This is a genomic window from Agarivorans sp. 2_MG-2023 (assembly GCF_030548085.1).
Taxonomy (GTDB): Bacteria; Pseudomonadota; Gammaproteobacteria; order Enterobacterales; family Celerinatantimonadaceae; genus Agarivorans.
Genome location: NZ_JAUORQ010000003.1, coordinates 302,574 through 314,772, shown reverse-complemented (window position 1 = coordinate 314,772; position 12,199 = coordinate 302,574). Strand labels below are relative to the sequence as shown.

General features: G+C 43.1%; 15 protein-coding genes. 6 read left to right on the top strand and 9 right to left on the bottom strand.

From position 1 onward, the window contains the following. Positions 1-4: 4 nt before the first annotated feature. Genes Q4549_RS06510 through Q4549_RS06500 form a run of 3 tightly spaced genes read left to right on the top strand, consistent with a single transcriptional unit; the run spans position 5 to position 2,195 of the window. Positions 5-418 carry a DUF350 domain-containing protein gene (locus tag Q4549_RS06510; RefSeq protein WP_137671855.1) on the top strand — a complete coding sequence of 138 codons (414 nt, stop codon included), beginning with the start codon at positions 5-7 and terminating at the stop codon, positions 416-418. Positions 419-426: 8 nt separating this feature from the next. Then, a complete protein-coding gene (locus Q4549_RS06505; protein WP_303550353.1) occupies positions 427-1,026 on the top strand; it encodes a DUF1190 domain-containing protein in 600 nt (199 codons plus the stop codon). A gap of 2 nt (positions 1,027-1,028) precedes the next feature. Continuing rightward, entirely contained in the window at positions 1,029-2,195 is a 1,167-nt protein-coding gene (locus Q4549_RS06500) for a glutathionylspermidine synthase family protein (protein WP_303550350.1), read from the top strand. A gap of 10 nt (positions 2,196-2,205) precedes the next feature. Here the strand turns inward: Q4549_RS06500 and Q4549_RS06495 are convergent, their stop codons facing one another. From Q4549_RS06495 to Q4549_RS06480, 4 genes are all read right to left on the bottom strand, one after another. Further along, a complete protein-coding gene (locus Q4549_RS06495) occupies positions 2,206-2,661 on the bottom strand; it encodes a hypothetical protein (RefSeq protein WP_303550347.1) in 456 nt (151 codons plus the stop codon). Between the two features lie 154 nt (positions 2,662-2,815). Next, complete coding sequence (locus Q4549_RS06490) at positions 2,816-3,262, bottom strand: N-acetyltransferase (protein ID WP_303550344.1); 447 nt, start codon at positions 3,260-3,262, stop codon at positions 2,816-2,818. A 33-nt stretch (positions 3,263-3,295) separates the two neighbouring features. Continuing rightward, positions 3,296-3,754 carry a GNAT family N-acetyltransferase gene (locus Q4549_RS06485; protein WP_303550342.1) on the bottom strand — a complete coding sequence of 153 codons (459 nt, stop codon included), beginning with the start codon at positions 3,752-3,754 and terminating at the stop codon, positions 3,296-3,298. Between the two features lie 144 nt (positions 3,755-3,898). After that, positions 3,899-4,660, bottom strand: coding sequence for an AbiJ-NTD4 domain-containing protein (locus Q4549_RS06480; RefSeq protein ID WP_303550578.1), 762 nt, complete (start codon positions 4,658-4,660; stop codon positions 3,899-3,901). 598 nt (positions 4,661-5,258) lie between these two features. On the opposite strand from Q4549_RS06480, the gene Q4549_RS06475 reads away from it, so the two are divergent. Continuing rightward, positions 5,259-6,023 (top strand): exodeoxyribonuclease III, encoded by a 765-nt coding sequence (locus Q4549_RS06475; protein ID WP_303550339.1) that lies wholly within the window; start codon positions 5,259-5,261, stop codon positions 6,021-6,023. Positions 6,024-6,203: 180 nt separating this feature from the next. Here Q4549_RS06475 and Q4549_RS06470 read toward each other — a convergent pair whose 3' ends face one another. The 3 genes from Q4549_RS06470 to Q4549_RS06460 form a co-directional block, all read right to left on the bottom strand. After that, complete coding sequence (locus tag Q4549_RS06470; protein ID WP_303550334.1) at positions 6,204-6,959, bottom strand: hypothetical protein; 756 nt, start codon at positions 6,957-6,959, stop codon at positions 6,204-6,206. Positions 6,960-7,168: 209 nt separating this feature from the next. Then, complete coding sequence (locus tag Q4549_RS06465) at positions 7,169-7,738, bottom strand: hypothetical protein (RefSeq protein WP_303550331.1); 570 nt, start codon at positions 7,736-7,738, stop codon at positions 7,169-7,171. A gap of 107 nt (positions 7,739-7,845) precedes the next feature. After that, entirely contained in the window at positions 7,846-8,595 is a 750-nt protein-coding gene (locus Q4549_RS06460) for a hypothetical protein (RefSeq protein WP_303550328.1), read from the bottom strand. A 220-nt stretch (positions 8,596-8,815) separates the two neighbouring features. On the opposite strand from Q4549_RS06460, the gene Q4549_RS06455 reads away from it, so the two are divergent. After that, entirely contained in the window at positions 8,816-9,856 is a 1,041-nt protein-coding gene (locus Q4549_RS06455) for a lipase family protein (protein ID WP_303550325.1), read from the top strand. 82 nt (positions 9,857-9,938) lie between these two features. On the opposite strand, the gene Q4549_RS06450 is transcribed toward Q4549_RS06455, so the two are convergent. Beyond that, a complete protein-coding gene (locus tag Q4549_RS06450) occupies positions 9,939-10,280 on the bottom strand; it encodes a thiamine-binding protein (RefSeq protein ID WP_303550322.1) in 342 nt (113 codons plus the stop codon). 126 nt (positions 10,281-10,406) lie between these two features. On the opposite strand from Q4549_RS06450, the gene Q4549_RS06445 reads away from it, so the two are divergent. Beyond that, positions 10,407-10,787, top strand: coding sequence for a hypothetical protein (locus Q4549_RS06445; protein ID WP_303550319.1), 381 nt, complete (start codon positions 10,407-10,409; stop codon positions 10,785-10,787). A gap of 109 nt (positions 10,788-10,896) precedes the next feature. Here the strand turns inward: Q4549_RS06445 and Q4549_RS06440 are convergent, their stop codons facing one another. After that, on the bottom strand, positions 10,897-12,087 hold the full coding sequence (locus Q4549_RS06440) for a class I SAM-dependent methyltransferase (protein WP_303550316.1): 1,191 nt from the start codon (positions 12,085-12,087) through the stop codon (positions 10,897-10,899). Positions 12,088-12,199: the final 112 nt, after the last annotated feature.

The window sequence follows — 12,199 nt, the reverse complement described above, 5'->3', positions numbered from 1 at the left end:
GAAAATGGAACAGTCTGAATTACTTATGGCCGTTGCAAACTTTGCAATTTACTTTGCCGCATCAATTGTTTTCTTAATGCTATTTAAAGTGATTTATGTGCGAGTGACGCCACATGATGAGTGGGAGTTAATTAAAGAAGGCAAAAATACCAGTGCGGCGATTGCCTTTGGTGGCGCAGTATTGGGCTTTGCATTGGCATTAGCTGGCGCAGCCAGTAACTCCATCTCATTTGTTGATTTCACTTTATGGGGCGCGATTGCCTTAATCGCACAAATTGCCGCGTTTGTCATTGTTCGTTTTGTCTTTATCCCTGGCATTGTGTCGCGCATTGAAGCCAATGAAGTGAGTGCCGGTATTATGCTAGCCGCTACCAGTGTGTCGGTAGGCATGTTAAATGCAGCCTGCATGACCTACTAGGAGGTCTTATGAAACGTTCTAAGTTTATTAACTTAGCCGCAATGCGTAAGCTGCCCGCGGCTAGGCCTTCGTTTATTGTTAAACCGTTGGTGGTTGCTGTTTCAACGGCGATATTAAGTGCTTGTTCAGAACCTCAAGATGACGCCATAGTGATCGAGTCGGTAGACGACTGTGTCACTAAAACCACACTCAACGAACAGCAGTGTGTAGCGGTTTACCAAAATGCTGAGGCCGAAGCTGCTCGCACCGCGCCTAAATACAATAGCCGTCAAGACTGTGAAGAAGCCTTTGGTTATGAAGGTTGTCGTGCCAGTAGCAGCGGCATTTTTACACCTATTATGTACGGCTACTTGTTTGGCCGAATGATGGATACCAACCGTCCTTCGTCGGTATATAAATACAATCAACGTGGCTCGTCGTACCGTGATTCTATTATCACTGCCGATGGTTCGGTGATTGGTAAAGCCGGGCAGCGCAACTACAAAGTTAGCCAGTCAGCTTACAAACCTAAAGCTACAGTAAGCCGCACAGTATCGCGTGGTGGCTTTGGCGCTAAGGCTTCTGCCAAGTCATCTTGGGGCGGCTCTAAATCTAGCTGGGGCGGTTAAACGTGCTACGAGTACCGATAAAAGAACGACTCAATTGGCAAGAGCAAGCCAAAGAATATGGCTTTAATTATCACACCATGTACGGCGACAAGTACTGGGATGAGTCGGCCTATTATCAGTTTAGTTTGGAACAAATTGAAAACGGCATAGAAGCGCCCACCGAAGAAATCCACCAAATGTGTTTAGAAGTGGTGGATAAAGTGGTGCGTGACGAACAGCTAATGCGCCGTTTTTGTATTCCAGAAAAACACTGGGATTTTGTGCGTCAGTCATGGCTCAACGGCGAACCTTGTTTGTATTCGCGTTTAGACTTTTGCTACGACGGCAAAGGCGACGCTAAGTTATATGAAAATAATGCCGACACGCCTACATCGGTATACGAAAGTGGCTTTTGGCAGTGGTTATGGCTAAAAGACAATGTAGACCAAGGCGTGCTTAACCCCGCCAGTGATCAGTTTAATAGCTTGCAAGAAAAGCTGGTTAATCGCTTTAGTGATTTGCAGTACCTCACCCCCGGCAGAGAGCTACATTTTGCCTGCTGTAAAGATACCGACGAAGACCGCGGCACCGTACAATACATGGAAGACTGCGCCATTGCCGCAGGTCTAGACACCAAGTTTGTATTTGTTGAAGACATTGGTATCGACGCCGAACAGCGCTTTACCAACTTAAACGATGAAGTCATCACTTGGATGTTTAAACTCTATCCGTGGGAGTTTATGTTTGATGAAGAGTTTGGCGATAGTTTAGGCCAGCAAAATATTCGCTGGTTAGAGCCCGCTTGGAAAAGCATTATTTCTAACAAAGCCTTGCTGCCAATGCTGTGGAAGATGTTTCCTAATCATCCCAACTTATTGCCATCATTTTTTGAAGACCAACTCTCGCAAGCCAACTTTAGTGCTGGCATTGTAAAGAAACCAATATTCTCGCGAGAAGGTGCCAATATCTCGATATTGCGCGGCGAAGAGAAAATCGCCAATACCCACGGCCCTTATGGTGAAGAAGGCTACATATACCAAGCCCTGCACGAGCTACCACGCTATGGCGATAACTTTACCCTAATCGGCAGTTGGCTGGTGGACGACCAAGCGGCAGGTATTTCTATTCGTGAAGACAGTAGCTTGGTGACTCAAGACATGAGCCGCTACTTACCGCATATTATTTTGTGAACAAGTAAGATTACTGCTGATGATAAGAACCGAGCTTTTGATTGTAATGTAATCTTGAGTTCGCTCTATCTACACACCGACCAGACATAGTATGGAAGTCTCCATATCTCCTGTTTTGAACAATAAAGTCTATAACGGCTGAGTCATTCGCAAAGATGATGACGTTATGGCCATCACTGCTTAATACGTTTGTGTATTCAGTGATGCGCCAATTAAACCCTAAGGCTTTTGATGAGTTTTCATTGTAAGGTCCTAGAAAGCACACTCTCGTCCAATCCCCAGCAGCAACGTTGGTAAAGTCTACTTCTTGGTCTCCGCTATCAACTTCGCGCCACAGTGCATAACTGTATTCGGGTATTTGGTTCAGGGTTACGCTAGCCCTTAAACTCCAGCCAAGCGCAGCGCCTATTACACCACATGTTATAAACAATAAAGTGGCTAGGCAGAAAACGATAGTTTTCTTCATGGTGATAATTTGTACCTTTGAATATTAGTTCTTATGTATAAGCCAACGTTAAGCGATGAGCAATACTGGCCACTACTTCTGCACTATTGTCCGTGGCTGTTTAAGCCGAGCCAGCGGTGGTTATTCGCCTTAATGGCTTTGTTCTATGGTTTTTTTAAAGCTGTAGGTAAAGTCTCAACATGTCTTTGTGTTGAATACCATTTTCAAAAATTGGGGCGGAGTAATTCAACAAGAAATGATCTTTGATTATAGCGTCAACACGAAAGCCTAGACGTTGATAGTAAATCAGTTGATAGCCAAACGTGCCAGTACCAAGTTCAACCCTTTTTACACCTTTGTTCGGTAGCTGAGATAGCACAAACTCCAATAGCTTAGTGCCTATACCTTTCCCTTGATGAGATGGAGAAACCGCTACATTATAGATCTCAGCTAAAGCAAACCGTTGAGGTTTTACGACACATACACCAAAGGCTTGCCCTTTATCTAAAGCAGTAAAACACCAAGAATCAGATAAGTACGACGAAATGCTAGCCTCTGAAGGATCAGCTTCAAGCAATAAATCGAGAGGAATCTGACTACTATCAATTTCGAGATATACCATTTTTCTCCCAGCATATAAGGCCATGGTACCTTGCTATGTGACGAGTGCTTTTGATAAGCAGATTGAGCGATTTAGGCCAACGTATTTCCCATACGCACACGATTCCAAGTAAGAGCTACGCTTATAGAAGCTTATCGCTTTTGAGTTAACTCTGCGTGTCGATAGAATAGCTTTTAGATACCCTTTATCAACTGCATAGCATTCGAGTTGTTTTAGTAAATAAGAGCCTGCACCAGATTTGTTAGAGTACATTCGCTTAAGTTCACAAACATCAGTTACATGGTATTTAAAGATCCCACATGCCACAGCAACATTATTCAGATATACCACGATACAGCCATCTTTCGATGGTTCAAAGGTATCAGAGACAAACGAGCTTTCACCAGAATCACCCGTGATCAGAGTAAGCGATGAGTTCAACTCAGCTACTAGAGACTGAAAATCACCGTTGCTTGGTTCTACTTTCCTATGTTTGAACTTGGTACCTGTCATATCGCGCCGCCTTGAGTAGTGAGTAACGCTTTCACCTAACCTAAACAGTTGCACCGTAAACACAAAAACCAACCATGAAATGAGAGTGCGAAGTGTTGCGAATCACTCTTAAGTTCTTTGTTATTCTTATTTGTTAGCAGTCAATTACGACTTCCTAGAAATTATCGTTCTTATAAATGCTGCTGACATATGCAATGCCAATTCTGCATCCATCTCGTCAACACCTGACATTTTATGACTACCATGCCTTATCGCAGGCTCAGCACTTGTATAAGCATAAAACTTCTCAAAAACTGTAACCAACATAGGAGAAATAAGCTGTTCCTTTCTCATGCTTTTTAACGCATCACCAAGCGTAGCGCATTTTGGATATATAGCTTTGCAAACACTCTCAACGGCACTTACTGACTCTTTAATTGAGTTTTCAGGATCTTTACTTGGACTTAATATATATGATCGGGCTTTTGAGTAATGGATCCTTGCCGGTTCAAATTTATCCTGCAAAGCGTAATCGATGGCAGATACTCTTGTCTCAAGATCCTTGGGTAGTGACGTTTCTAACTTACCACCATCGTTTAATTTCCACTGTATTTTATGCTGTGAAAATAAATCATTAACTTTCTGTCTATATGACGGAAACATATATGATTCGAATCGAGAGTTATCCCAAGCTGAGTTGTATTCAACTTCTTTTTCTTTAATTTTTATGGCTGTAACTTCAACAAAGTCATAGAATTGATACCACTCTAGGCCCATTAGCCTAAATTTTAAAGCGTCCCAACATGTCCATGAGTCATAGTCTTCGTAATCCGTTTCTTGTCCATTCTCTGCGCACAACCTTTCAATTAAATCTTTAACTCCAAGTGGTTTCGATTCTTCATTTTTTTGACGCGTATCACCATCTATATAAAGGAGTGGTTCTAAAATTTTTAGAAAAAAAAAGGTTTTTCAGCCAATTTGGGGCATCTTCACTGATTGGTTCATTTTTATACTCTGGGTCAAAACCAAATCTATGAGAAAACTTCATACTTTTCCTCTTTTCATACATTTGATAAGAGTCACACTATCACCTTTTCTAAGCTGCATCCGCCATCTAGCTCCAAAAATAACAAAAACATCAGCATGAAAGGATGCAAATATTTTGTGGAAAGAAGGAATCGTCATTTTCAGTATATAAGCTCAGTGTCGTTATCAAGAGTGGAAGGTATAGAAGCTAAAAGAAAAGGACTCCTCAAGCATGTTTCTCAGGCCGTCTAAGCGTATAGCGAACAAATCATATTGTGCTAGTCATCAGGCTTAGTTAAGTCTCTATCTTTCGCTAAAGCCTTATGTGTTTATTTAATCAAGCTACTATTGAGGATTTAGCCACTCCCGCTAATCCTCATAACTTTAAGGTTTTTTAGCCTGCTACAAGCCTGCTACAATACTTGCCTTATTTGATTCAGTGCGCCGTTGTTTGGCGACAATTGAACCTCACTTTTTTTACTTTCTGAAGGAAGGGCGAATGCGTTTAGTATCATGGAATGTGAATGGCATTAGAGCGGTGATGAAGAAGGAATTCTTGGCATCGCTTGAGTCTATGCAAACCGATGTATTGTGTTTACAAGAAACCAAAGCTCAGGATGACCAAGTGCTAGAAGCGTTAGCAGCACTAGAGGGTTACCATATTTTCAGTAATTCAGCGGTAAAAAAAGGCTACTCTGGCACAGCCATTCTTACTAAAGAAAAGCCTTTGAGTGTTGAGTACGATATGGGCATTGATGAGCATGACCAAGAAGGTCGTGTGATTGCCGCAGAATACGAGCAGTTTATTTTAGTTACTGTATATACGCCTAACTCTGGCAGTGAGTTAAAACGTTTAGAGTATCGCCAACAGTGGGATGCAGACTTCTTGGTTTACTTGAAAGGTTTAGAAGCGCGTAAGCCGGTATTTGTGTGTGGTGACTTAAACGTAGCCCATAAAGATATTGATTTGGCTCGACCAAAACCGAACTACAACAAAAGTGCTGGTTATACTCAGGCCGAGATTGATGGCATTGATAACTTAACGGCAGCAGGCTTTGTAGATACCTTCCGTTTGAAGAAACAAGATGAAGTTAAATACAGTTGGTGGAGTTACCGCGCGGGTGCGCGTGGGCGTAACATTGGCTGGAGAATTGATTACTTTTTGGTGAGTGAAGCTTTTGCCGACAAAGTGAGCGATGCAGACATTCTTAATGATGTAATGGGTTCAGATCACTGTCCAGTGCAGGTGGATGTAGCGCTTTAAGCTCATCGAGATATTTACTAAAGGCTGCTCAAGCACATTGAGCAGCTTTTTTTGTGGCTGAATAAACGGTGTTCGCCAGTTATTAGCTGGGTATTTGGCTCGTACTCAGGGAGAGCAAGTTCTGGTTGGCTTATACTGATTTACTTAAAGCAGCTCAACTTTTTCATGCTCAGTTCTTGTTCACTTTGTATTGCTCTCATTGTCATGTTCACTCAGTGATTTATTGCTGAGCGCGCTGTCTATTTGCTTAAAGTACTCATTACCTGCTTTCATATCATCGTAGTTGGGTAGGCCGTGCCTGTCTCTCCAATCACAGCTGCGCTTTACTTGTGCTAACCATAATCGAGTTTGTTGATATTGGTCGTCTACATAAGTTTGCTCTTGGGTTGATAGCGCCGAACGCTGCGTAAAGTGCTGCTCTAAAGCACTGTTTACAGCCAAAGAGCGACGCAATTGGGTAAGCCAAGAAAAATTGCAGCGGTGAAGCGCGCTGGGGGCCGAGTCTCCTAGTAACGGCTCACCCTTTAACTCGCTTTCAACAATTATGCTGCTTAACGTGAGCGTCTCTAAATGATGCATTTTTACCGATGCTTCCGCTAATAACTGATAGCGTAAAAGCCCTTTTTCTATAAACACGGGGTAGTAATTAAAGGCATGGCCGGCCATTAGCCAGCTAGCCTCCACTTGGCTTTCTGCTGCTAGGGTAAACTGCCCATTGGTATCCGATTCAATCGCTTTTTCAGGATACTTGCGGTGGTAAATGTTGCTCTTTACTAAGGGGAAGAATTGTGCGCTTTCTCCAGTCTTTAGCACCACCACCTGTCCCTTTACCTCTGGAGTAAGGTAAACCGTTTGTACGGTAGGAGCACAGCCGGTTAATAAAGCCATGATTGCTAAGGCAGCAAACATAAAGATTTTGGGCCTGATTAGCGACACGAGTACTCTCCAAATATTGATAGTGCTGTCTAGTGTAAAGTATTTATTGGCTTAGGAATCTACTTGCACGATTTATGGTTAAGTTTACAAGTGGATGTGATAAAGCGTAATGGCTGAAGGTGGTTTGTTGTAGCACTCACGTTATTTTGAGTTTAAAAGCAGCAGGGGATTAGCCTGCTGTTGTCATACACTATCTGCTTAGCATAGTGCTATTTAGTTACTTTAGTCACGTTACAGTTTGTATCGCCAGTGCCTGCACCAGACGTGGTTACTCTAAAGCCGGTTTCTGCTGAAATACTACAGCCATAACCAGAGCTTCGGTAACTCCATGGGTAAGCAATTTGCTTGGTTGCTACTACACCGTAATTAGCACAGGTAAAATGTTTAAAGTCGTAACCATAATGGCTTGTGGTATCTACCCATGTGCAGCTGTTACCTGGGTATACTTGAACAACGCTTACCACTTCTTTTTTATAAACCTGACGGTAGCAACCACTTCCGCTAGGTTTATAGTCACTATTGGATACCGTTAGACTACAAGAGTTATACGCTAAGTTTTGAAATGCACGCGCTACTGTACTTCCATTACAGCTTAGTACGCGTTCGCGACCCATTGTCATATACGCCCAGTTGTTCCACGAGCATCCAGAAGCTGCAGATGCGGTAGTGCCATCTATTGCTATGCTTGCGGTCCATGTATCGGCGGCCTGTACGGATGTAGATAAGCTAGCAGCGGCTACTATGGTTAAGGCGCTGACTATGTTTGAAAAACCTTTCATTCTTCCTCCAATTATCATTGTTATATCCCTGCAAATTAATCCAATCCGTGGGCTAATTTGATCTTGTGGTGTACTGGCGCAATCCTTTGCACCTAAACCTCAATGGTCTAAAGGCTGTTTTCTACGAGATCGATATGCGTGAACAAAATGCTTATTTCACCAAATTCGTTTTCTGGTTGAACAATTAGCGAATGGGTCTTTGTATAGAGTTGCTTGGCTGATAATTCTTGATAAAAAGACGCGGTTATTTGATTAATGTCTGTCGCGTCTGAGGGGTAAACGGAAATGAGACATTGTCTCGATTTACATTCTATTTTGCTAAGATCTGAATTTGACAAGACTTCGTTCTCAGCCCAAATATCTTGTAACGAGAGCTCTTGGGAAGAGGCCCACTGTAGGTCTACTTCTTCCAAATTAAATTGCTTGGCTAACTGGCTGTGCATTTGCCCTTGCGGCCTTGTGGCCATTTTCTCTAGTACCTGTTTGTCTCGAATTAACGATTCAACGATTTTGTTTAAGTTTGTTTGCGGCTTGGTAACTTTTGTGGTGATTGTTAAGTCACTCTGGGATTCATTAGGTAATTCTGAACGGGAGGGCTGAAGTGGCAGGGGATCGCTAGCAACCGAGTGCACAGCGGGGGAAGTAAAAATAGTATCTAAGGTTTGCACTAGTGATGAAGCGTTACTTTGTGATTCCAGTAAGTCTGCTTGGTGATTTAACTGCTGAGACAATTGATTAATTTGATCTTGTTTAAGGTCTACTAACTGGGAATAGTGGAAATGCTGAGCGGCTAAAAGTGCTGCCGCTAAAACTAATGAACAGCGTAAAAAGCCAAGCTTGCTAACCCAGTGCATCATCACAAATCCATATGTAAAATTAATGTTACAAAAAAGTAATCCCGTTAACGCTAACATCACTTAGTGATAAATAACACAAAAATATTATTGTTATTTAGAAGCTGCTTATAGGCTTGAGTCACATGCAAATCACTCGATGTTTCAACCGAGAATGCGCTTAGCGTTGAGGTACTGGATTAAGCAATAAGGTAAGCTGGCGTTTTAGTTAAAAAGTGTTGAAGTGAAGACATTGATAAAGCCCATTCCTGACCCTAAAAACTACGATATAGTGCCGCCCGACATGGACTATCGCTACTTTAATGACGCGGCTGCGCATCCCTTTGAGGCCAGTAATACTGAGTTTTCTAAGGTTAATGCTTGGTGGTTGGCCGATTGCTCGTTGTTGGCCTATACCCACCCAGGTTTTGCGCGAATGGCTTATCAATTGGCGGGCTTTAATCAGTTTAGTTTTTTCCAAGGTAAAGGCACAGAGTGCATGGCGGCTGGTAACCAACAGGCACTAATTATTAGTTTTCGCGGTACTGAATTGAAGTCGCTATCGGCATTGTATGAATTGCGAAGTGATTTAGATGCATTGCCTACTCGATTTAGTGAAGGTGGCAAAGTGCATACCGGCTTTCAAAAAGCCTTAGATGAAATCTGGGATGGCGAGCAAGGCTTAGCAGCCTTTATTGAACAACAAATTGCCGAGTATCCAGAACGGCCGATTTGGATGACTGGGCATAGCTTAGGAGGCGCATTGGCGACCTTGTGTTTTGCCAAAATAACCCAAGCCACCGGTTTGTATATTTATGGCGCGCCGCGACTAGGAGACAGCGACTTTACCCACTTACTTAAGCAGCGACCGGTGTGGCGAGTAGAGCATGCGCGTGATCCTATTCCAATGTTGCCGCCGAACGTACCCGCTATTAAGTTTTGTTTTGAAGATACTGGCGAGCTGGTTTACATCCACAGTGATCAGCGTATTGATTACCAGCGGCCAGAGATGAGTTCGGAACAATATAAAGAACTGATTGTGAATACTTTTCAGGCTCAAGAAGCGCGCCGTAAGAGCCTGAATATCGACCTAGCAGAAATAAACCAACACCTCTTGGATTCTTTTAAAGAATGGCGCGACAACCTCAAGCGTTTGCATGGTGATACCTCCATAAGCTTTACCGATCATATGCCGATTTATTACTGCGTTAAGTTATGGAATAGCTTGCAGGACGAGCAGACGCCTGGTGTTTTGGCCGATGCATCCTCAAAACCGAGTGCGTGAGTTTGAAAGCCTTAGCTGCAAAGTACCAGCGCCTATTACCGCAGTTGTTTGCCCATGCAGGGGAGCCGTTTAAATACTGATTCTACTTATCGACAAACATATGGTTAGCAGGGGTAACACCGCGATCATAGGTGCAAAAAGTGTCTGTGGCGGCTGCTGTTTTACTATGAATTTTTATGTTTGTTATTACTTCTACAGCACCTGCGTCGTAACACGCTTGCTGCGCATCTTTTACAATATTGAGTAAGGTATCTAATTCACCTCTCATGGTCGTTTCCATGGCGCCAACTTGATAGGGAACATTGGCCGCTTTGACTACTTCAATGGCTTTATCGACAACTTCAAAATTGTTGCCTGCTTTAAGTCTAGGGATGACTTGAAAAGCGACTAATACGTCTTTAATGACAGGGTTTTGTTCCGACATTCGTGTTTAAACTCACGAAGAAAATGATTGAAACATGCTAGCATCTCCGCCATTCCAGTGTCGAGAATGCGCTAAGCCTCTTTACCATCGTAAATGTGAAAGAGAATAATCAGGTTTTAAATTTGTATGGACATTAACAACTATCAATTGTCGTTTTCTTCTTTAGGGATGTTTAGAAAACTTTTTCTTATTGCTTGCTGGGCTATCGTGGCGATACTCAGTTTAGGCAGTGCAATTTGGCTTTTCTTCCCGAATATAATGGGCGAAGAATTAGGTTTTCCTATTGCCTATTTGTTGGTAATAACAGGCGGCGCTATGTCGTATGTATATTGGATTCATAGCGCTATTGCTAAAAGGAAAACTGGCCAGCTACTGGCACTTATCGGTATTCAAATCATTCCTTTTTTAAACCCAATTACTGCCTTAGTATTTATTGCCGTTTACCGCTTGAGCAAGCAAGAAATAGAGCTTAACCAACAGTATCAATTACTGCAGAAAACAGCATAGCCGTGTGCTTTTATTCTGGCTGAAGGCCAGTTGTTTGCTGCTGATTAAGCAATAAAAAACCGCAGGCTAGCCTGCGGTTTTTTATCGTTCTAAGACGTTTGAGCGTGGCTTACTTAACTCGGCACAAAAAGCCTTTTAGGTAGTGGCCTTCTGGGTAGGGGCCGCCTACGGGGTGATCTTCCGCTTGTTCTAGGGTTTTCAAAAACTGCATTTCACGTTTTGCATCAATTGCTGCATCGGCCACAATTTTTTGAAACAAGCTGGTAGGCATAAGGCCTGAGCACGAGTATGTGAGTAATATGCCACCCGGACGAAGCATTTGCATGGCCAGCATATTGATGTCTTTGTAGCCACGGCTGGCGCGAGTTAGGCTGGCTTTACTGTCGACAAATTTAGGTGGGTCTAACACTATCATGTCGAACTGCTCGTCACAGTCGCGGTAAGCGCGTAGCTGTTTAAATACATCAGCATTTAACTGAGTAATCTTGTTTGCATCTAAACCATTTAGCTCAACATTTTGATTGGCAATCTCTAAGGCCGCATCAGACACGTCAATGTTTACTACTTTTTTCGCGCCGCCAGCTAAGGCATAGGTGCCAAAACCACCGGTGTAACAAAAACAGTTGAGGATCTTTTTGCCCTTGGCCAGTTGGCCAACTAGTTTGCGGTTATTACGCTGATCAAGGTAGTAACCGGTTTTGTGACCAGTTTCTACGTTAATTAACAAGCGCAGGCCGTTTTCTTCTATTTCCATCGGTTGAGCTGGAAGCTCACCATGAATGAGACCTTGGGTTTGTTCTAGGCCTTCTTTTTTGCGCACGGCTACATCTGAACGTTCGTAAATAACATCGTCTGGGAAGCAGTGTTTTAGGGCCTCTACTAAGTTAGCGCGTTGAAACTCTGCGCCAGCACTTAATAGCTGCAAAACCAATACATTGGCATAGCGGTCAATAGTAATACCCGGTAAGCCATCGTTTTCGCCAGCGACTAAGCGGTAAGCATTGGTATCGGCAAATTCTGGCAAAATGCTTCGAGCAGCATCGGCATCTTGTAAGCGCTGAATAAAGTACTGCTTATCAATTTGTTGCTGTTGATCAAAGCTCCATACTCGTGCGCGAATTTGAGAATCAGGCGAGTAAGCGGCGGTGGCTAAGTATTTCCCCTCAGCACTGTATACTTCAACCGTTTCACCGGAGAGCGGCTTGCCCGACACTTTATGAATGCCGTTAGAGAAAATCCACGGATGGCGACGCAACAATGCTTTGTCGCGTTTGGCTTTAAGGGTAATGATGCCGCTCATGTTTTGCTTCCTAATTGGTAATGCCGCGCATTATAAGCGTCTTGCTTGGCAAAACCCAAGTATAGTCTGGCTTTATTCAGCAAAAGCAGGCGTTTTTAGTGGCTTAAGCCGA